At 70.6% G+C, this 19,871-nt stretch carries 15 protein-coding genes and 1 pseudogene; 11 read left to right on the forward strand and 5 right to left on the reverse strand.

Translation table 11 applies throughout. From position 1 onward, the window contains the following. Nucleotide 1: 1 nt before the first annotated feature. The 4 genes and pseudogenes from WQ53_RS02555 to WQ53_RS02565 all read left to right on the forward strand — a co-directional run bounded on the left by WQ53_RS02555 (nt 2) and on the right by WQ53_RS02565 (nt 3,091). The gene (locus WQ53_RS02555; RefSeq protein ID WP_052630119.1) at nt 2-1,633 is read left to right on the forward strand and encodes an MFS transporter; all 1,632 of its coding nucleotides are present in this window, start codon (nt 2-4) and stop codon (nt 1,631-1,633) included. After that, nucleotides 1,630-1,857 carry a DUF1427 family protein gene (locus WQ53_RS02560; protein ID WP_052630121.1) on the forward strand — a complete coding sequence of 76 codons (228 nt, stop codon included), beginning with the start codon at nt 1,630-1,632 and terminating at the stop codon, nt 1,855-1,857. The genes WQ53_RS02555 and WQ53_RS02560 overlap by 4 nt, the downstream gene beginning before the upstream one ends. Next, a pseudogene (locus WQ53_RS17230) lies at nt 1,854-2,006 on the forward strand (XapX domain-containing protein); the annotation flags it as partial. The gene WQ53_RS02560 and the pseudogene WQ53_RS17230, both read left to right, overlap by 4 nt. A gap of 161 nt (nt 2,007-2,167) precedes the next feature. Then, nucleotides 2,168-3,091: an alpha/beta fold hydrolase gene (locus WQ53_RS02565; RefSeq protein WP_201774022.1), complete on the forward strand. Its 924-nt coding sequence runs from the start codon at nt 2,168-2,170 to the stop codon at nt 3,089-3,091. Nucleotides 3,092-3,295: 204 nt separating this feature from the next. Here WQ53_RS02565 and WQ53_RS02570 read toward each other — a convergent pair whose 3' ends face one another. The 4 genes from WQ53_RS02570 to WQ53_RS02585 form a co-directional block, all read right to left on the reverse strand. Continuing rightward, nucleotides 3,296-3,559, reverse strand: a complete 264-nt coding sequence (locus WQ53_RS02570) for a hypothetical protein (protein ID WP_052630123.1) — start codon at nt 3,557-3,559, stop codon at nt 3,296-3,298. A 347-nt stretch (nt 3,560-3,906) separates the two neighbouring features. Next, nucleotides 3,907-5,421, reverse strand: coding sequence for a hypothetical protein (locus WQ53_RS02575; RefSeq protein WP_144409204.1), 1,515 nt, complete (start codon nt 5,419-5,421; stop codon nt 3,907-3,909). A 380-nt stretch (nt 5,422-5,801) separates the two neighbouring features. Further along, nucleotides 5,802-7,304: an aldehyde dehydrogenase gene (locus tag WQ53_RS02580; RefSeq protein ID WP_052630127.1), complete on the reverse strand. Its 1,503-nt coding sequence runs from the start codon at nt 7,302-7,304 to the stop codon at nt 5,802-5,804. Nucleotides 7,305-7,623: 319 nt separating this feature from the next. Beyond that, on the reverse strand, nt 7,624-8,172 hold the full coding sequence (locus WQ53_RS02585; RefSeq protein ID WP_052630129.1) for a cupin domain-containing protein: 549 nt from the start codon (nt 8,170-8,172) through the stop codon (nt 7,624-7,626). A 255-nt stretch (nt 8,173-8,427) separates the two neighbouring features. Between WQ53_RS02585 and WQ53_RS02590 the strand changes: the two genes are divergently transcribed. The 7 genes from WQ53_RS02590 to WQ53_RS02620 all read left to right on the forward strand — a co-directional run bounded on the left by WQ53_RS02590 (nt 8,428) and on the right by WQ53_RS02620 (nt 17,419). Continuing rightward, nucleotides 8,428-9,720, forward strand: coding sequence for an aspartate aminotransferase family protein (locus tag WQ53_RS02590; protein WP_236685933.1), 1,293 nt, complete (start codon nt 8,428-8,430; stop codon nt 9,718-9,720). Nucleotides 9,721-9,923: 203 nt separating this feature from the next. Beyond that, nucleotides 9,924-11,042, forward strand: coding sequence for an alanine dehydrogenase (gene ald, locus WQ53_RS02595; protein WP_052630133.1), 1,119 nt, complete (start codon nt 9,924-9,926; stop codon nt 11,040-11,042). 228 nt (nt 11,043-11,270) lie between these two features. Beyond that, entirely contained in the window at nt 11,271-12,761 is a 1,491-nt protein-coding gene (locus WQ53_RS02600) for a CoA-acylating methylmalonate-semialdehyde dehydrogenase (RefSeq protein WP_052630134.1), read from the forward strand. Nucleotides 12,762-13,044: 283 nt separating this feature from the next. Beyond that, entirely contained in the window at nt 13,045-14,340 is a 1,296-nt protein-coding gene (locus tag WQ53_RS02605) for a DUF445 domain-containing protein (protein ID WP_428992260.1), read from the forward strand. 961 nt (nt 14,341-15,301) lie between these two features. Next, the gene (locus WQ53_RS02610) at nt 15,302-15,670 is read left to right on the forward strand and encodes a response regulator (RefSeq protein ID WP_052630136.1); all 369 of its coding nucleotides are present in this window, start codon (nt 15,302-15,304) and stop codon (nt 15,668-15,670) included. A 39-nt stretch (nt 15,671-15,709) separates the two neighbouring features. Beyond that, the gene (locus WQ53_RS02615; protein ID WP_052630138.1) at nt 15,710-16,558 is read left to right on the forward strand and encodes a hypothetical protein; all 849 of its coding nucleotides are present in this window, start codon (nt 15,710-15,712) and stop codon (nt 16,556-16,558) included. Between the two features lie 81 nt (nt 16,559-16,639). Then, complete coding sequence (locus tag WQ53_RS02620; RefSeq protein WP_052630140.1) at nt 16,640-17,419, forward strand: EAL domain-containing protein; 780 nt, start codon at nt 16,640-16,642, stop codon at nt 17,417-17,419. A gap of 40 nt (nt 17,420-17,459) precedes the next feature. Here WQ53_RS02620 and rlmKL read toward each other — a convergent pair whose 3' ends face one another. After that, the gene (rlmKL, locus tag WQ53_RS02625; RefSeq protein WP_052630142.1) at nt 17,460-19,826 is read right to left on the reverse strand and encodes a bifunctional 23S rRNA (guanine(2069)-N(7))-methyltransferase RlmK/23S rRNA (guanine(2445)-N(2))-methyltransferase RlmL; all 2,367 of its coding nucleotides are present in this window, start codon (nt 19,824-19,826) and stop codon (nt 17,460-17,462) included. Between the last annotated feature and the right edge of the window lie 45 nt (nt 19,827-19,871).

Raw genomic sequence — 19,871 nt, forward strand, 5'->3', positions numbered from 1 at the left:
CATGGGCGCTCCCGCCGCAGACGTGCCGGTGCCGCCAGCGGGCCCCTGGTCGCCGCTGCGGCAGCCGCTGTTCCGCGCCCTCTGGCTGGCGATCCTGGTCGGCAACGTCGGCACCTGGATGCACGACGTCGCCGCCGCCTGGGTCATGGCCGAGCGCACCGGTTCGCCGCTGTGGGTGTCGGCGGTACAGGCCGCCACCACCCTGCCGGTGGTGCTGCTGGCGCTGATCGCCGGCACCCTGGCCGACATCGTCGACCGGCGCCGCTACCTGCTGCTCACGCAGTGCTGGATGTTCGCGGTGGCCACCGTGCTGGCGTTGCTCGCCGGCAGCGACCGCCTGCAGCCGGCCTGGTTGCTGGCGCTGACCTTCGCCCTGGGCTGCGGCGCGGCGATGGCCATGCCGGCACAGGCGGCGGTCATCCCGGAACTGGTCGCGCGGCCGATGCTGGCGCCGGCGGTCGCGCTCAACTCGCTGGGGATGAACATCGCCCGTTCGCTCGGGCCGGCGCTGGGCGGCGTGGTCGTGGCGCGCTGGGGCGCGCAATGGGCTTTCGCCATCAACGCGGTCACTTTCCTCGGCGTGGCCATCGTGCTGCTGCGCTGGAAGCGCCGGGTGCCGGCCCCGGAACTGCCGCCGGAACGGTTCTTCGGCGGCCTGCGCGCAGGCCTGCGCTTCGCCGCGCACGCGCCGGCGTTGCAGGCGGTGCTGGCCAAGGCCGCCGGCTTCTTCGTCTTCGCCGGCGCGCTGCCGGCGCTGCTGCCGATCGTGGTCCGCGTTCGCCTGGACGCCGGTCCCGGCGCCTTCGGCCTGCTGCTGGGCTGCATCGGGATCGGGGCCATCGCCGGGGCGCTGCTGCTGCCGCGGCTGCGTGCGCGGCTGGGTACCGACAGGCTCGTGCTGGTCGCCTCGCTGCTGTGCGCGGCGACCTTGTTCGGCGTGGCCTGGTCGAGCGCGGTCGGCGCCCTGGTGCCGGTGATGCTGCTCAACGGCATCGCGTGGATCTGCGTCCTCTCCTCGCTGCAGGTCGGCGCCCAGGTCGCGGTCCCCGCCTGGGTGCGGGCGCGCGCGCTTTCGCTGTACATCCTCGTGTTCGCCTCCGGCATGGCTGCCGGGAGCCTGCTGTGGGGCGCCGTCGCCCAGCGCTGGGGCACGCCGCTGGCGCTGTCGCTGGCCGGCGGCGGCCTGCTGCTGGCCGCCCTGGCCATGTCGCGGCTGCGTCTGGCCGCGGGCGAGACGCTGGACCTGATGCCGTCGGCGCACTGGCCGCAGCCGGTGCTGGCGCTGGCCGACCCCGGCGAACGCGGACCGGTGCTGGTCACCGTGGAGTACCACATCGACGCCGGCGACCGCGACGCCTTCCAGGAATGCATGCGCCTGCTCGGCCGCAGCCGCCGCCGCGACGGCGCGCTGCGCTGGGGCGTGCTGGAAGACGCGGCCGGACCGGGGGTGTTCCTGGAGTACTTCCTGGTCGGCTCCTGGCTGGAGCACCTGCGCCAGCACCAGCGCGTGACCGGCGAGGAACGCGCATTGCAGGACAGGCTGCGGCGGCTGCATCGCGGCGAATCGTTGCCACGGGTACGCCACTTCATCGGCGGCGCATTCGCTCCGCCTGCGGGGGGTACCGCACCATGAACTGGCGCCTGGCGACCGCAGTCGTGCTCGGGCTGGGGATCGGTTTCGCCTGCGGCGCGACCGGCATCCCGGCGCCGGCGCCGCCAGTGCTGGCCGGTGCGCTGCTGGTGGTGGCGATGACCCTGGGCTACCAGGCTGCCGATGCATGGCTGGCTCAGCGCGATGCACGACAGCGACCGCACTGCGGCGGACCGAGCGGCGAAAGCCGCCGGCAGCCACCATGATCCTGTTCCTCGTCGGCCTGGCGACCGCGCTGCTGATCGGCGTCGGCTGCCGCCTGCTCGACCTGCCGTTGCCGGCGCCGCCACGCTGGCAGGGCGCGCTGCTGGTGGTGGCGATGACCCTCGGCTTCCTCGCCGGAAGCCGTGTCCTGGCGGCTGAACGGATCAGCGGGCACGGCACCGTCGACGGTCCGGCGAGCCCATCCGGCACCGGCGCGGCGGCTGGACCATCGGCATCGCCGATGACTGCTTCGGGTCCAGCGACAGGTCCAGCGAGGAGAGTCCCTTCCCCAGCCCTGAAGGAGAAACCGTGATGGCCGCATCCACGCATATCGCCGCATTGCTGCTTGCCATGCTGACCACGGTGCTGCCCGCGCCACAAGTCCGCGCACGCGAAGCCGCCGCCATCGATGCGCCCACCCTGGAGGTGGCGGTCGGAGAAGATCGGGTCGCCTACCGGCGGCTTGGCGCCGGCCCTCCGCTCCTGCTGGCCAACCGCTTCCGCGGCACGCTCGATACCTGGGATCCCCAGTTCCTGGATGCTCTGGCGCAAGGCCACACGCTCATCCTGTTCGACTTCCCCGGGGTCGGGTACTCGGAGGGACAGATACCGGAAAGCATGGAAGAAGCATCCGCCTTCATCGACCGCTTCGCCGACGCGCTGGGCATCGACCGCTTCGCCCTGCTCGGCTGGTCATGGGGCGGACTGGCGACCCAGGCCTACCTGCTCGACCATGGGGAACGGTTGACGCATGCGGTCCTGCTAGCGACCAATCCGCCGGGACAGCTGCAGATACAACTACAACCGGGGTTCCTCGAGCGCGCACTCAAGCCGGTCAACGACCTGGACGACGAATACGTCCTGTTCTTCGTCCCGGATTCGGCGCGGAGCACGCAGCTGGCGAAGGCCTCGCATGCGCGCATCAACGCCAGGCCCGGGGTGGTCGATCGCATACCCGCGTCCGCCGAGCAGTTCCAGCGTTACTTCAAGGCCGCCAAGGGCTTCCACGTGGACGCGGCGGGCAGGCGCGAGCGCCTGGGCCGGACCGGGCTCCCCATCCTGGTCCTGTGCGGCGACCACGACACCAGCACCGCCGGCGGAAACTGGTTCCCCCTGATCGGCAGCATGCGCAATGCCCGGTTCGTCTACTTCTCCGAAACGGGCCATGCGCCGCACCACCAGCATCCGGCCGTGGTCGCGGCGGCCGTACGGGATTTCCTGGGGGAGCCGCAGTAGCCGCGCAGCATCGACTGTCGAGGCGGGCTGCCCGGCGAAACGGGAAAGTCCGATGCCGTCGACGCTGACGACCCTGTCCAGCCGGACAGGTTCGCCAGTTTCAAGCCCAAGGCGACGCCGCGCCCGGCAATGGCGGCTTGCTGCGCCAGATGGAAGCTGGCGAAGACTGGGGCGCGGCCCGCATCGCTCCCGCGCCTGACCTTGCTAGAAGACGGAAACCAGCGAAGCCCTCAGGCGACGCTGGTCGAGCAGGTCGCGGAGCCGTTGCTCGACCTGCGGCTGGGTGGCGATATCCAGGGGTGCATACAGGGAATAGACCGACTTGTCGGCACCTCGAGTGTCCTCGACGCGCCCGACACTCACGTTCGACGCCTGGCAAGCATCCATCCACATGGCCTTCAGGTCGGCGGGACCAATGCTTTGCCCGCTGCCTAGGGTGAATCTAAAGATTGCGATCTGGTTCTTCATGGATTTCCTGGCAGGCAGTCGATAGGTTGAGCCCAGGGCGGGTACCGGTTGACGTACCACGGCGACGCAGACTCGCCCCTACTGTGGCACGGAACACATGGCAAGAACCGCCGGACCCGTGCGCCGGCACGCTCGACGACCCACCACCGCCCACGGGTGTTGGCCTGTCATGAATCCAACAGCCCCGCCTCACACAGCGCCGCCAGGTAAGCGCACAGGCATGATCCAGATGCTCGCCTTGCGGCTTTCCGCTTCCGGCCGGAAGCGTACATTCGACTCCAAAGTCCACTCACGATCCAAAGCAGCCGTCGGCTATTGGCAATCTCCGCATCGCTTTGGGAGGAGTCCTACTCCCCGGCACGTGCCGATAGGATGTCCCATACTCGTCCGTTCCGTTGCGTGTCGGTGGTGACGTTGATCACCGCCTGCTCCCCCAAACGATCCCGCAGTTGCTGCAGATACAGGCTGCGCGGCATCACCATCTGGCCGGACGCCTCCACGATGCCAGTGGGTTCTTCGGGCGGGAATTTTCCAGCCGTCATATCGCCCACCTGCCCCACGCTCCAATTCATCGCGAAGGGCGGTGCCTGGACGACGTATTGCTCGTGCTCGGTGTTCCAGAACATCTGCTGTGCGCCCGCCCAGCCATGGCCGGAGCCGCTGTAACGCCGATTCTGCGCACGCAGCATGTAGCCCTTGGTGTTGTCGTACAGGATGCCGGTGGACCAGCGATGGTGAGGCCCGCTGTCGTTGCTGTCATCCACCGCGACACAGTCCAGGAACACATTTGGGCCGGGCACCTTCGCGCCGACCACGAACGAGTGCCGGCCGCCTCGGTTGTAGCAGCGCTGGGTCAGGTTGAAGGCGGAGTTGCCCTCGTAGAGGAATACATAGCGCCGGGCACCCTCGGTTTCGCCATAGCGCGGATCGAGGTAGGCAATGTCCTCGAACGTGTTGAAGTAGGCGCCGCTGCGGGTTGCGAACCCATGTGACACGTAGCGCACCGTGACGTTGCGGATCCAGGAGTCGCGGACTCCGCCGAAGCGGATCGCGGTGAAAGGGCCTGTATCCGGAGTGCCGTTGGCAGTACCAATATCGGGATCACCTTCGACACGGAGGTCTTCGATGCCCACCTCCGCGATGCGGGACACGTCGATGCGGTATACGCTGCCGCCACCGAAGCGCGCCTCTATCGCGTCCACGACGGGCGCATCGACGCTGATCGTGTCGCCGTCCACCGCCGTGACGACACGCTCGTAGTACATGGCGTAGTCATCGGCTTGCCAGCCGTAGCGCGCGGTATCGATGCCGGCGGGTCCGAGCCAAGTGGCGTTGGGCTCCCTGGCGATGGCGATCTTGTCGCCGACGCCATAGCCCGCCGCAGACGCCACCTCGATCCGCATCGCGCCCACCGGCACGTAATCGGCCTTGATCGCCGTCCGGCGCGGATCGTCTGACGCACGCGGCATCCGGGGCTCACCGTCGCCCACCTCGATGATTCTGCCCTGCTTCCCGCGGATCGTGGAGCGCAGGACCGTCCCCTCCGCGCCACGTCCCTCGCCGCGCAGCACCACGCCGCTCTCACGAATGAACAGGGTACTGTCCAGCCTGTAACGGCCGCGCTCCAGCAGCACCACGCCGCGCAGGCCACGACTGTCCGGAGGCAATGCGGCGACCGCGTCGATTGCCGCCTGAATGCGCGGGGCGTCATCGTGTCCCGTCGGCGCGAGGGTCTTGTACACGGGGATACTCGCCCGGGTAGGCAGGGCGACGCCGCCGCCCCGGTAACCCGCGCGCGAGAAATCCGGCACGATGTTGCGCGCAAGCACCGTGCCTCGCTCACCATAAAGACCGTATTGCAAGCCTCCTCCATCGCTGCGCAAGGCGACGAGTGGTGCGTTTTCCTGGCGATTGATTGAGTGCGTGAACGTTCCCTCGCCAACGCCTGTAGTGCGCAAGGCGCTGCGTTCCGTGTCATCTCGCGATCCAGTACTACTCATCGATGGATCGCTGGAACTGCAACTTGCCAAAGCGCAGATGAGCATAGGCCCGAGCAATCGAGGCAAGATCAACAGATGCATGGGGTGGGGCTTGGGTATCTTGGTCGCCGCATCAAACTGGAACCCCCCAAGTTTCGATCCATTGGCACTCCAAAATAACGGTTCTGCGGTCAAACCCAGTCGTCCACTGCCCGCACATTGTGCACTACTGCCCCCTTCTGGCCGGGAGCGGACGTCCCCAATCAATCCGACAGATTGATCCAGGTCGCCTTCATCTCCGTGTACTTGTCGAACGCATGCAGCGACTTGTCGCGCCCGTTGCCGGATTGCTTGTAGCCGCCGAACGGTGCGGTCATGTCGCCGCCGTCCCAGTAGTTGACCCAGACGCTGCCGGCACGCAGGCCGCGGGCCATGCGATGGGCGCGTGACAGGTTGGCGGTCCATACCCCCGCGGCCAGGCCGTATTCGGTGTCGTTGGCGATGCGCAGTGCCTGGGCCTCGTCGTCGAACGGGATCACCGCCAGCACCGGGCCGAAGATCTCCTCGCGGGCGATGGTGTGCTCGGGGCGCACGTCGTCGAACACGGTCGGCTCGATGTAGCTGCCGCCGGCGACCGGTTCGGCGCGATTGCCGCCCAGGGCGAGCGTCGCACCCTCGGCCTGGCCCTTGCCGATGTAGTCCAGCACTCGTTTCGTCTGTCCTTCGTCCACCATCGCGCCCATCGGCGCACCGGGCTCCAGCGGGTGGCGCGGCTGCATCTTCCTGCCGGCCTCGACCACGCGGGCGACGAACTCGTCCTTGATGCCGCGCTCCACCAGCAGGCGCGAAGCGGCGGTACAGACCTCGCCCTGGTTGTAGAAGATGCCCGACGCCGCGGCCTCGGCGGCCCTGGCCAGGTCCGGGGCGTCGGCGAAGACCACGTTCGGGCTCTTGCCGCCGCACTCCATGTAGGCGCGCTTCATGTTGGACAGGCCGGCGCACTGCAGCAGGCGCTTGCCCACCGCGGTGGACCCGGTGAACACCAGCCCGTCCACGTCCATGTGCAGGGCGAGGGACTCTCCCGCCTCCTGGCCGAAGCCGGGCACCACGTTGAACACGCCATCGGGGATGCCGGCCTCGGCGACCAGTTCGGCCAGGCGCAGCACGCTCAGCGGCGATTTCTCCGACGGCTTGAGCACCACCGAGTTGCCGGTGGCCAGCGCCGGCGCCAGCTTCCAGGCGGCCATCAGCAGCGGGAAGTTCCAGGGCACGATCGCGCCGACCACGCCCAGCGGCTCGCGGGTGATGAGGCCCAGTTCATCCTGGCCGGTGGGCGCGATCTCGCCGTAGACCTTGTCCAGCGCCTCGGCGGTCCAGGCGAAGCAGCGGATCGTGGCGGCGATGTCGACGTTGCGCGCGTCATCGATGGGCTTGCCCATGTCCAGGGTTTCCAGCAGCGCCAGCTCGTCGGCGTGCTTCTCGATCAGCGCCACCAGTTCCTGCAGGGTCTTCTTGCGCTTGACCGGCCGTGCCTGCGACCAGCCGCCGGCCTCGAAGCCGCGCCGCGCCGCGCGCACCGCGCGGTCGACGTCGGCCTGGCCGCAGCGTGCCACCTGGCCGAGCACACGGCCGTCGATCGGGCTGAGGCAGTCGAAGGTGCGGCCATCGGCGGCGTCGACGTAGCGACCGTCGATGAAGGCGCGGGTACGGAGGTCGAGACCGTGGGCCATCGCCTGCCAGTCGGCGCGGGTGCGCGAGGTGTTCATGGGAAGCTCCGGTTCTCTATGCCGTCGCTCCCGCGGAGGCGGGAGCCCAGCGACTTTGTTGCGACGGGGAAAGTCGCTGGATCCCCGCAGTAACAGACATCCGTCCGTGGAAAGCCGCGGGGGCGAGGAGCATGCAGGGGAAGTCACTGGGTTCCCGCCTACGCGGGAACGACGCTTCTTCGATCGAGGGTCGCAGGACAGGCTGCGCGCGGAACGGCAGGGATGCGCATGGAAGTCGCTGGGTCCCGGCGTGCGCCGGGACGACGGATAGTGAGGGGTGGCCGCGTTCTCGACGATGCATCGGATGCCGGCCCTCCGCTCAGAACGTCGCCGGCGTATTTGCGCTGACGATCACCGCGTCCCCGTCGCCGACGTTGCGGAAACGGTGCGGCACCCGGCTCTCGAAGTAGTAGGCCTCGCCCGGGCCGAGCACGCGCACCTGGTCGCCGACGGTGACCTCGACCCGGCCGGCGACGATCACGCCCCCCTCCTCGCCCTCGTGCACCAGCATCGTCTCGCCGGTATCGGTGCCCGGTGGCATCACCTCGCGCAGGATGCACATCTGCCGCTGCGGACGGTGCTGGCCAACCAGGTAGTAGTGGATGTCGTTGTTGCCCACGTCGGGCAGCTCGTCGGCTGCATAGAACGGCTGCTCGGGCGGGCCCGGGTCCAAATCCAGGGTGAAGAAGTCGGCCAGCGAGATCGGGATGCCGTCCAGCACCTTCTTCAGCGAGCCGACCGAGGGGCTGACCTTGTTCTGTTCGATCAGCGAGATGGTGCTGTTGGTGACGCCCACGCGGCGGGCCAGCTCGCGCTGGCTGAGGTTGCGCGCGGTGCGTACCCGCTGCAGGCGTGCGCCGATGTCCATCCCGTCTGGCGGCTCCTATGTGATACGTCCCGGCCGGCGTCCCGGCGTGTTGCGGGATACTTTACATGCCACCCCGCCCGGGTCAATTTTTGGCGTAGACTCGGCCGCAGCGTTGAATTTATCGAACGGCACCGCGCCTTCGTCCGCGGGCGCCGCCCCTGCCCCGGAGCGCCCATGAGCCCGCAAGACGACGCCCTCCGCCGCACCGCCCTGGCCGACCACTACGCCGCGCAGAACCTGGCGGCGCCGGCGGCCATGGACGCGTTCTGGATGCCGTTCACCGCCAACCGCCAGTTCCGCGGGACCCCGCGCCTGCTCGCCAGCGCGGAAGGCATGTACTACCGCGACGTGGACGGGCGGCAGATTCTCGACGGCACCGCCGGGCTGTGGTGCTGCAACGCCGGCCATGCGCGGCCGCGGATCGTGGAGGCGGTGGCCAGGCAGGTCGCCACCCTCGACTTCGCGCCCAACTTCCAGATGGGCTCGCCGCTGCCGTTCGTGCTGGCCGAGCGGCTGAAGGCGATCGCGCCGCGGCCGCTGGACCACGTGTTCTATACCAACTCGGGCTCGGAGTCGGTGGACACGGCGCTGAAGATCGCGCTGGCCTACCACCGCGCCCGCGGCGAAGGCCAGCGCATCCGCCTGATCGGGCGCGAGAATGCCTACCACGGGGTCGGCTTCGGCGGCATCTCGGTGGGCGGACTGCCGAACAACCGCAAGTGGTTCGGTCCCGGTCTGCCGGCAGTGGACCACCTGCGCCACACGCTCGACATCGGCCGCAACGCGTTCTCGCGCGGGCTGCCGGCGCACGGCGTGGAACTGGCCGAGGACCTGGAGCGGCTGGTGCAGCTGCACGACGCCTCGACGATTGCAGCGGTGATCATCGAGCCGATTTCCGGCTCGGCCGGGGTGATCCTGCCGCCGCCCGGTTACCTGCAGCGCATCCGCGAGATCTGCGACCGCCACGGCATCCTGCTGATCTTCGACGAGGTGATCACCGGCTTCGGCCGGGTCGGCGAACCGTTCGCCGCGCAGCGATTCGGCGTCACGCCGGACATGATGACCACGGCCAAGGGCCTGACCTCCGGCTGCGTGCCGATGGGCGCGGTATTCGTGTCGGAGATGATCCACCGGGCCTTCATGCAGGGCGCCGACAGCGCCATCGACCTGTTCCACGGCTACACCTATACCGGCCACCCGCTGGCCTGCGCCGCCGCGCTGGCTACGCTGGACACCTACGAGGAAGAAGGGCTGTTCACCCGCGCGCTGGAGCTGGAGGCGTACTGGCAGGAAGGCCTGCACGCGTTGCGCGGCAAGCCTCACGTGATCGACATCCGCAACTACGGCCTGATCGGCGCGGTCGAGCTGGCGCCGCAGGACGGCGCGCCGGGCGCGCGCGGCTACCAGGTTCTGGAGCGCGCGTTCCGCAAGGGCCTGCTGGTTCGGATCACCGGCGACACGGTGGCGCTGTCTCCGCCGCTGATCGTGGAACGACGCCACATCGACGACATCTTCTCCATGCTGGGCGAGGTGCTGGACGGTTTGTGACTGGCACCCCGCAACTGCGCCGACCCTTGCAGGAGCACAGCTTGCTGGCGACACGGGCGTCGGGAAAACGAGGGCGTCGCCTGTGCCGACGGCGTCGCGTCGCCGGCTGAACCCGGCTCCTACAGGAAACCGACGGACCACACACGAAACACCGCAACGCTTGCGCCCCCCACGCCGCAGACAACCATCCACGGAGATCCACCATGCTGATCGGCGTCCCGAAGGAAATCAAAAACCACGAGTACCGCGTCGGCCTGACCCCGGCCGGCGCGCGCGAACTGGCCTCGCGCGGCCACCAGGTACTGGTCGAGCGCGACGCCGGCGCCGGCATCGGACTGGCCAACGAGGCCTACGAGTCGGCCGGCGCGCAGATCGTCGACAGCGCCGCCGAGGTCTACGGCCGCGCCGACATGGTGATCAAGGTCAAGGAGCCGCAGCCGGCCGAGTGCGCGATGTTGCGCCCCGGCCAGGTGCTGTACGCCTACCTGCACCTGGCGCCGGACCCGGAGCAGACCCGGGCGTTGCTGGCCTCCGGCTGCACCGCGATCGCCTACGAGACCGTCACCGACGACCGCGGCGGCCTGCCGCTGCTGGCGCCGATGAGCGAGGTCGCCGGGCGCATGTCGATCCAGGCCGGCGCGCACGCGCTGGAGAAGGCCCAGGGCGGCTCCGGCGTCCTGCTCGGCGGCGTGCCCGGGGTGAAGCCGGCCGAGGTGATGGTCATCGGCGGCGGAACCGTCGGCCTCCACGCCGCGCGCATGGCCATGGGCCTGGGGGCGCACGTCACCCTGCTGGACCGCTCGCTGGATCGTCTCAGATACATCGACGAGCTCTACGGCGACCGCCTGACCACGATCTATTCCAACCACGACGCGATCACCGACCGCCTGCCCTACACCGACCTGGTGATCGGCGCGGTGCTGATCCCCGGCGCGGCCGCGCCCAAGCTGGTCGCGCGCGCGCAGCTGAAGCTGATGCGGCCCGGCTCGGTGCTGGTGGACGTGGCCATCGACCAGGGCGGCTGCTTCGAGACCAGCCGGCCGACCACGCACCAGGAGCCGACCTACGAGGTCGACGGGATCATCCACTACTGCGTGGCCAACATGCCCGGCGGCGTCGCCCGCACCTCCACCTTCGCCCTGACCAACGCCACCCTGCCGCACGCGCTGGCGCTGGCCGACAAGGGCGCGGTGCAGGCGCTGGCCGACGACGTGAATTTGCGCAACGGATTGAACGTGCACGCCGGCAGGTTGACCTACCGCGCGGTGGCCGAGGGGCTGAACCTACCGTTCACGCCGGCCAACGAGGCGCTGGCGACGTAGCCGCGACGGTCCCTCATGCGCCACCCGTGCATTCCTTCCGCCGTCGTCCCGGCGCACGCCGGGACCCAGCGACTTGCACGACGGCATCGCAGAATCGATGCATGGCTAAAGCGTAAAGGCACTGGGTCCCGGCGTGCGCCGGGACGACGGTGGCGGTGTGTTCACCGGCGCGCCACCACGCAAAGCGGCGACGCGCCGACGAGATGGCACAGCAACGGACATGGCCCCATGACCCGACAGCTCCACCACCACATCGGCGGCCGCGAACGACCCGGCAGCAGCGGCAGGCACGGCGACGTGTACGACCCTGCCACCGGCCATGTCGCCGCGCACGTGCCGCTGGCCGACGCCGGCGACGTGCGCGCGGCAGTGGACGCCGCCCGGGCCGCCTTCCCCGCCTGGGCCGCCACCCCGCCGCTGCAGCGCGCGCGGGTGCTGTTCCGCCTGCGCGCGCTGATCGAGCGCGACAGCGATGCGCTGGCGCGCACGATCACCGCCGAGCACGGCAAGACCCTGTCCGACGCGCGCGGCGAGGTCACCCGCGGACTGGAGGTGGTCGAGTTCGCCAGCGGCATCCCGCACCTGCTCAAGGGCGAGCATTCGGCCGAAGTCGGCCGCGGCGTGGACAGCTGGAGCGAGCGAGCGCCGCTGGGCGTGGTCGCGGGCGTCAATCCGTTCAACTTCCCGGTGATGGTCCCGCTGTGGATGGCGCCGGTGGCGCTGGCCTGCGGCAACGCCTTCGTGCTCAAGCCCTCTGAAAAGGTGCCCTCGGCCGCACTGCACCTGGCCGCGCTGCTGGGCGAAGCCGGCTTGCCCGAGGGCGTGTTCAACGTGGTCCATGGCGGTCGCGAGGCGGTGGATGCGCTGCTGGAGGACGGACGCGTGCAGGCGTTGAGCTTCGTCGGTTCCACCCCGGTGGCGAGATACCTGTACGAGCGCGGCAGCGCCGCCGGCAAGCGCGTGCAGGCGCTGGGCGGCGCCAAGAACCACGCGGTGGTGCTGCCCGACGCCGACCTCGGCGCGGCCGCCGACGCCCTGCTCGGCGCCGGCTACGGCTCGGCCGGCGAGCGCTGCATGGCGATCTCGGTCGCGGTATGCGTCGGCGACGCCACCGCCGACGGGCTGGTCGCGGCGCTGGCGGAGAAGGTGGAGGCATTGCGCATCGGCCCGGGCCTGGACGACCCGGACATGGGCCCGCTGGTCGACGCGGCGCACCGCGAACGCGTGCGTGGTTACATCGACCTGGGCGTGGCCGAGGGCGCGACCCTGGTGGTCGACGGCCGCGCGCATGCCTGCACGCGGCGCGAGGGGTTCTTCCTCGGCGGCAGCCTGTTCGACCGGGTGACGCCGGAGATGCGCATCTACCGCGAGGAGATCTTCGGCCCGGTGCTGTGCGTGGTGCGGGTGCCGGACTTCGAGTCCGCGCTGGCGCTGGTGGACGCGCACGAGTACGGCAACGGCACCGCGGTGTTCACCCGCAGCGGCGGCGCGGCGCGCGAGTTCGCGCGGCGGGTGCAGGTGGGGATGGTCGGGATCAACGTGCCGATCCCGGTGCCGATGGCCTTCCACAGCTTCGGCGGGTGGAAGCGCTCGCTGTTCGGGCCACTGCACATGCACGGGCCGGACGGGGTGCGGTTCTATACCCGGCTCAAGACCGTGACTGCGCGCTGGCCGGAAGGCGCGGGTGGCGCCGAGTTCGTGATGCCGACCATGCGCTGAGCCACAATCCGGCGACGCCCCCTTGTAGGAGCGGGCATGACCGCGACACGACGCCGTCGGCACAGGCGACGCCCTCGTTTGCCCGACGCCCGGGTCGCGGGCATGCCCGCTCCTACAAACAGCAACAGCACATGGGTACGCGGCAAGCGCACCGCCGCCAGCCCGCCGTCGATGCGGCATCCACGCGCGGACCGCTACACTGCATCGCGCCGCCGCCATGCCGGGACCGCAGGCCTCCTGGCGCCACGCATGGCAAGGCGAATATCCATTCCACAGGACCGGGATGAGCAGCGAAGACCCGCGCCGCGCGCAGCTGCGCCGCATGAAGGCCATCGCCCTGGCGATGCTGCTGGCGATGCTGGCCGGGTTCGTGCTCAGCCACGCGATGGGCAACCAGGGCGTGTGGGCCTGGGTGTCGGCGTTCTGCGAGGCGGCCACGGTCGGCGCGCTGGCCGACTGGTTCGCGGTGGTGGCGCTGTTCCGCCATCCACTCGGCCTGCCGATCCCGCACACCGCGATCATCCCGCGCAACAAGGCCCGCATCGCCGACAGCCTGGCCGCATTCGTGCGCGACCATTTCCTCGAACCGCAGACGCTGCTGGCCAAGCTCGAAGTGTTCGACCCGGCGGCGAAGCTGGGCGACTGGCTGTCGCGGCCGGAGCAGTCGCGCCGGCTGGCGCAGCTGGCCCGCGGCTGGGCGCTGCAGGCGCTGGACCTGCTCGACGAGCGCGCGGTGCGCGAGGCCATCCAGGCCTTCGTCATCGCCCGCCTGCGCAACTGGAACGCTGCGGCCACCGCCGGCGACGTGCTCGGCCTGCTCACCGCCGACGGCCGCCACCAGGCGCTGCTCGACGAGGCGCTGCGCCGGCTCGGCGCCTACCTGGACGACGAGGCGGTCAAGCAGCGCGCCTCCGGGCTGCTGGTCAAGCACGCGCGCAAGGAATGGCCACGGCTGGTCGGCACGGTCGACTTCGTCAAGCCGATCGAGGGCATCGCCGACAACCTGGCCGACCGCATCGCCCGCGCCCTGCTCGACGAGCTCAACGAGATCCTCTCCCAGCCCGAACACCCGCTGCGCCGCGACTACGAGCAATGGCTGCAGGACTACGTGCAGCGGCTGCGCCGCGACCCGGCGCTGGCGGCCAGGGTCGAGGCGATCAAGCAGAACCTGATCGGGCACGAAAGCGTGCAGGAGTACGTGCGCGGCCTGTGGGACCAGATCCACGCCAGCCTGCGCCGCGACCTGGAAAACGGGGACGGGGTGCTGGCCCGTCACCTGGAGCAGTCGCTGGCCGGGCTGGGCCAGGCGCTGGCGCGGGATGACGCGCTGCGCGAGGCGATCAACCAGCACGTGCTCGGTGGTGCCGAAAAGCTGGCCCTGCGCCTGCGCGGCGGCGTCACCGACTACATCGCGCAGACGGTCAAGGCCTGGGACGAACGCCACCTGGTCGAGCAGCTGGAGCTGAGCGTCGGCCGCGACCTGCAGTACATCCGCTTCAACGGCACCCTGGTCGGCGGCCTGATCGGCCTGATCCTGCACGCCGTCATCGTCCTGCTCGACCGCACCCCGCCGTTGTAGGGGCCGCTGTATTCGATGTCTGGAGCAAGAGCGCCGGCTCTCCGGACAGAGTAGAAGCGCCGGCTCCGGAGGGGCCGCCGTGTCCTGGGGTCTGGCGCGCCAGGGCAAAGGCAGAGACAGAAGCAGAAGCGCCGGCTTCGGACTGGGCCGTCGTGCCCAGGGGGTCTGGCGCATCGCTCCGCTGCGGCGTCCTGCCTCCGAGTCGCGACCGCAGCACATCCCTGTGCTGCTTGCGCCAGACCCCCTGGGCACGACGGCCTCGGGAGCTTTGAGGGCGTGGCTTCGATCGGAGGTGCAACAGCAAAGGCACCCCTCCCCGGCCCTCCCCCTTCACCTGCGAAGGGAGGGGGCAAGCCCACGACGGCGCTGCTTTTTGTAGGAGCGGGCATGACCGCGACACGGGCGTCGGAATCATGAGGACGTCGCCTGTGCCGACGGCGTCGGGTCGCCGGCTGAACCCGGCTCCTACAACAGCCACAGCGCGGCCGCTCTTCTGTAGGAGCTGACTTCAGTCGGCGACACGGGCGTCGGAACCACGAGGGCGTCGCCTGCGCCGACGGCGTCGGGTCGCGGTCATGCCCGCCTACAAAAGCCGTGCGCTGCTCATCGCCTGTGAACGAAGCCGCGACCTGGAAGCTCCCGAAGACGTGGCGGGCCGGGAGTATTGCGGCAGCGGCCATGGATGGCCGCGTCGGCGAGTCGGCACAGGGATGTGCCGCCGAGACGACCGCAATACTCCCGACCCGCCGCGGCTCAGCCCGAAGCCGACCACACCCGGCGCTTTTGACTTTGCGGTTGCCATTGCCGCCCCGATTGCGGTTGCGTCGCGGACACATCCCCCCGATCGGCGAAGAACCACGAAACCGGACCGGCGTCACTAAAGAATCCCGTGCAACCTGCCGCTAAGCCGTACAGGGCCTTCCTGCGGCCCACTAGACAACCGACCAGGGGGAACCACCACATGTCCGCACGTCCGACCGTGCTTCTCTGCGACGATTCACGCGCGCTGCGCATGCTGGCCGCCGGCCAGCTCGAGGAAGCCGGCTTCGAGGTCGCCGGCGAGGCCGGCAACGGGCTGGAGGCCGTCGCCCAGTTCCAGGCGCTCAAGCCCGACCTGGTGCTCCTGGACCTGGTCATGCCCCAGTCCGACGGCCGCCAGGCGCTGGCGCGGATCCTGCAGGCCGACCCGCGGGCGCGGGTGGTGATCCTCAGTTCGCTGGGCGCGCAGAGCGACATCGAGGACTGCCTGCGCCTGGGCGCGAAGTCCTACCTGCAGAAGCCGATCGACCCGGATGCGATGGAACGCGTGCTCCGCGCCGCGCTGGCCTGAGCCACGGCTATCATCCGCACTATCGCTAGGGAGCATCCGATGGCTGTCAAATTCCTGGGCCAGTTCCTGATGGAACGCGGCGTGATCACGCCGCAGCAGTTGCTGGCCGCGATCGAGGCGCAGCGCGCCTCCAACCCCCTGCTGGGCGAACTGGCCGTGCGCCAGGGCCTGCTGACCGAGGCGCAGGCGCGCCGCATCAACGAGCGCCAGCGCGTGGACGACCGCCGCTTCGGCGACATCGCGCTGGAACTGGGGCTGCTGGACACCGCGCAGGTGGAATCGCTGCTGGCCGCGCAGAAGGCCGGGCGCAAGCTGTTCGGCCAGGTCCTGCTCGAGCAGGGCGTGGTCGACCAGGCGCGGCTGGAGGCGGAACTGGCCGCGCACCGTGCCGACCAGGACGCGGCCAACCACGCGCTGGCGGTGGGGGTGGCCGACCACGCCCTGGCCGAACTGGCCAACGGCGCCATCGCCCTGTGCGGCCGGCTGTTCCCGCGCATGCTCGAGGGCCCGTGCCAGGCCGCCGGCCTGCTCGGCCCGGACGACATGGACCTGTTCCCGTACGCGGCCCACGTGCGCATCGAGGGCGAGCGGCCGCTGTTCATCGGCATGGCCACCAACCTGGAGACGATGCGGGCGATGGTCTGCGCGTTCCTGAAGATCGGCCCGGAGCGCTGCGACGACGCGCTGGCGCTGGACGGGCTGGGCGAGATCGTCAACGTGCTGATGGGCTACGTGGTGCGCAACGTGCTGCCGGACGACGTGCAGTACCGCGCGTTCCCGCCGGACCTGTCCACCCCGGCCGAGCGCCTGGCCGCCGACCGCGACCGCAGCCTGGCCCTGCTGATGAACTCCCAGCTGGGGCCGTTCGTGCTGCTGGTCGGCGACTGATCCGGGGGCTCCACAAGCCCCCGGAGCCGCCCCGCCGCCGCCCCACGCCCCTGCTATGCTGGCCCGGCAGCAGGAGGCGCCATGGTCACTCCAGCAGATATCCAGGCAGGCCTGGAACGCGGGGAATTCTTCCTCCAGTACCAGCCCATCGTGTCCCTGGCCGATGGACGCTGCGTCGGCTGCGAGGCGCTGCTGCGCTGGCGGCGCTTCGGCCGCGTGCTCGGGCCGGGCGAGTTCATCCCGGTGGCCGAGGAGACCTCGCTCGGCGGACTGCTGACCTACCACACGATCGAGACGGTCGCGCGCGAACAGGGGGCGTGGCTGCTCGAGCGTCCGCACCTGTTCATCAGCATCAACGTGCCGCCCGCGCTGCTGGGCCGCGGCGGCCTGGCCTACGCCGCGCAGAAGACCGGGTACCAGCACAGCCTGCGCGACCAGATCGTCCTGGAAATCACCGAACGCGGCATCCCGGACGGCATCGGCGTGTCCGAGATGGAGGAAGCCGCGCGCAACGGCGTGCGCTTCGCCCTGGACGACGTGACCCTGGACGGAGCGAACCTGGCGGTGCTGTCGCGCTCGACCTTCCACATCATCAAGATCGCACCGGCGCTGCTGGCGGAGATCGGGCCGGAACGGCCCCGGCCCGACTGGCTCGCGGGCCTGGCCGCGCTGCTGGCCACCACCGACCTGCAGGTGATCGCCGAAGGCGTGGAAACGCCGATGCAGGCGCAGGTGCTGCGCGAGGCCGGGATCCCGATGGCGCAGGGGTTCCTCTACAGCCAGGCCCTGGCCGCCAAGGCGATGCAGGCCTTCCACGCCTGGCACGAGGTCGCGCAGGCCGAACGCCTGCCCGGCGCCTGAGCCGCGGAATGCACAGGCGCGCCTAGCGCCCGGCCGTCTTTCATCCCAGCGGATGCCGCAGCCGCCAGGCGCGGTGGATGCGCGCGTTGCGCTCGAAATCGGGCGGAATGGTGCCGGCGCTGATCTCCTCGCACTCGGCGAACTGCGCCACCGCATCGGCGTCCAGGCGGAAGCGGCGGAAGTTGTTGGAGAAGTACAGCACCCCGTCCGGCACCAGCCGCGCCACCGCCGCGCGCAGCAGGCGCACGTGCTCGCGCTGCACGTCGAAGTCGTCGGCGCGCGCCGAGTTGGAGAAGGTCGGCGGGTCGCAGAAGATCACGTCGTAGCGGCTGCGCTCGGCTTCCAGCCACGCGACCGCGTCGGCCTGGACCAGCCGGTGCGCGGTGCCGCCCAGCCCGTTGAGCGCGAGGTTGTCCGCGCACCACTGCAGGTAGGTCGCCGACAGGTCCACGCTGGTCGTGGACGCGGCGCCGGCCACCGCCGCCTGCACGCTGGCCACGCCGGTGTAGCAGAACAGGTTGAGGAAGCGGCGTCCCTTCGCCTCCGCGGCCATGCGCCGGCGCAGCGGGCGGTGGTCGAGGAACAGGCCGGTATCGAGGTAGTCGAACAGGTTCACCCACAGCCGCGCGCCATGCTCGCGCACGGCGAAGCGCTCGCCCTGCTGCCGGAAATTGCCGTACTTCGAGCCACCCTTGCCGCGCTCGCGGGTCTTCAGCGCCACCCGCTCGGCCGGCACCGCGAAGGTCTCGCGCGCGGCGGCCAGCAGTTCGTTGCGGCGGCGGCGCACGTCGGCCTCGGGGATTTCGGCCGGCGGTGCGTACTCCTGCACGTGCAGGAAGGTGCGCTGCGCGCCGCCGTCCTCGGCATAGACGTCGATCGCCGACGCGTATTCGGGAATGTCGGCGTCGTAGGCGCGGTAGCAGGTCACGCCCTCGCCGCTGCGCCAGTTCTTCAGCTTGCGCAGGTTGCGCTGCAGGCGGTTGGCGACCATCTGTGCGCCTTCGGACAGCGCGCGCGCGGCGGCGTCCTCGCGCGCCGGCAGTTGCACCGGGTCGCAGACGATCAGCGCGCACTCCAGCGCGCCGTTGAACAGCTGGTATTTCTTCGCCGCGCGCAGGCCGGTGGCGTGGGCCAGCTCGGCGTCGCCGCACAGCAGGCTGGCGCGCCAGCCCGGCACCGCGCGCTGCAGTGCGGCGCCGAGGCGGCGGTACAGCGCGCCGTCGGCGGCCAGACGGCGGTCGTACGGCGGATTGCACACCACCAGGCCGCGCGGCTCCGGCAGTGCCGGCAAGGCGTCGATGTCGCGCACCTCGAAGGCGATCGCGCCGGCCACGCCGGCGGCCTGCGCGTTGGCGCGCGCGGCCGCGATCGCCTGCGGATCGACGTCGCTGCCGTGGAAGGCCGGCCGCAGCGCGGCCATGCCGGTGTGGGCACGGGCGCGGGCCTCGTCCACCAGTGCGCTCCAGCCGGCGGCATCGAAGCCGGTCCAGCGGGTCGGCAACGGTGCGGCGGCGGATGCAGCGGACGCCTCCGGCGGCGCGCGCATGTCGCCCGCGGCGACGCCCGGCGCATCCGGCGCATCCGGCGCCAGCTTCGCCATGGCCGCCTGCCAGGGACTGCCGGCCGTGGAAACCCCGCCCACCGGCGCGGATCCCGCAGCCGTGGCGTCGGCACCGTTCGCGGCTCCTGCGCTGCCGGCCGTGCTGTCACCGGCGTCCAGCGCGACCACGTCGCCCATCCGGCCCAGTCCCGGCGCCACGTCCGCGGCCATCAGCGCGCCTTCGACCAGCAGCGTGCCGCTGCCGCACATCGGGTCCAGCAGCGCGCCGCCCTCGGTGTACAAGGCCGGCCAGCCGCCGCGCAGCAACACCGCCGCGGCCAGGTTCTCCTTCAGCGGCGCCTCGTGCGCCGAGGCGCGCCAGCCGCGCCGGTGCAGCGGGCCGCCGCCCAGGTCGACCGACAGCGTGGCCCGGCCCTTGCGCAGCGACAGGTTCAGGCGCAGTCCCGGCGCCTCCACGTCCACCGACGGGCGCTCCAGGCCCTGCGCGCGGAACACGTCGACCACCGCATCCTTGACCCGCTGCGCGGCGAAGCGCGCATGGGTGATCGTCTCGCCGGAGACATGCGCGTCCACCGCCAGGGTGTCGCCCTCGCGCAGGTGCTCGTGCCACGGCAGCGCGGCGGCGCCGGCGTACAGCGCCTGCTCGTCGGGGCAGTCGAACGCGGCCAGCGGCCACAGCACCCGGCTGGCCAGGCGCGACCACAGCACCGCGCGCTGCGCGTCGGCCAGCGTGCCCTCGGCGTTGGCACCGGCGATGGTGGCGGTCGCCTTCTCCGCGCCGAGCGCGACCAGCTCGTCGGCCAGCAGGTATTCCAGGCCCTTGGCGCAGGAAACGAAGAACTTCATGTCGGGAACGGACTCGCGGCGGGGGGATCGACCCGGCCGGCCGGT

Origin of the sequence: Pseudoxanthomonas suwonensis (assembly GCF_000972865.1) — a bacterium.
Lineage (GTDB): Bacteria > Pseudomonadota > Gammaproteobacteria > Xanthomonadales > Xanthomonadaceae > Pseudoxanthomonas > Pseudoxanthomonas suwonensis_B.

Bases quoted from the DNA above. Each gene is read 5' to 3' on its own strand.
- WQ53_RS02610 (WP_052630136.1), top strand. From the start codon at position 15,302: ATGTCCGCACGTCCGACCGTGCTTCTCTGCGACGATTCACGCGCGCTG.
- WQ53_RS02580 (WP_052630127.1), bottom strand. From the start codon at position 7,304: ATGAACACCTCGCGCACCCGCGCCGACTGGCAGGCGATGGCCCACGGT.
- WQ53_RS02555 (WP_052630119.1), top strand. From the start codon at position 2: ATGGGCGCTCCCGCCGCAGACGTGCCGGTGCCGCCAGCGGGCCCCTGG.
- WQ53_RS02600 (WP_052630134.1), top strand. From the start codon at position 11,271: ATGACCCGACAGCTCCACCACCACATCGGCGGCCGCGAACGACCCGGC.
- WQ53_RS02570 (WP_052630123.1), bottom strand. From the start codon at position 3,559: ATGAAGAACCAGATCGCAATCTTTAGATTCACCCTAGGCAGCGGGCAA.
- WQ53_RS02560 (WP_052630121.1), top strand. From the start codon at position 1,630: ATGAACTGGCGCCTGGCGACCGCAGTCGTGCTCGGGCTGGGGATCGGT.
- WQ53_RS02615 (WP_052630138.1), top strand. From the start codon at position 15,710: ATGGCTGTCAAATTCCTGGGCCAGTTCCTGATGGAACGCGGCGTGATC.
- WQ53_RS02590 (WP_236685933.1), top strand. From the start codon at position 8,428: ATGGACGCGTTCTGGATGCCGTTCACCGCCAACCGCCAGTTCCGCGGG.
- WQ53_RS02565 (WP_201774022.1), top strand. From the start codon at position 2,168: ATGGCCGCATCCACGCATATCGCCGCATTGCTGCTTGCCATGCTGACC.
- WQ53_RS02585 (WP_052630129.1), bottom strand. From the start codon at position 8,172: ATGGACATCGGCGCACGCCTGCAGCGGGTACGCACCGCGCGCAACCTC.
- rlmKL (WP_052630142.1), bottom strand. From the start codon at position 19,826: ATGAAGTTCTTCGTTTCCTGCGCCAAGGGCCTGGAATACCTGCTGGCC.
- WQ53_RS02605 (WP_428992260.1), top strand. From the start codon at position 13,045: ATGAGCAGCGAAGACCCGCGCCGCGCGCAGCTGCGCCGCATGAAGGCC.
- WQ53_RS02620 (WP_052630140.1), top strand. From the start codon at position 16,640: ATGGTCACTCCAGCAGATATCCAGGCAGGCCTGGAACGCGGGGAATTC.
- ald (WP_052630133.1), top strand. From the start codon at position 9,924: ATGCTGATCGGCGTCCCGAAGGAAATCAAAAACCACGAGTACCGCGTC.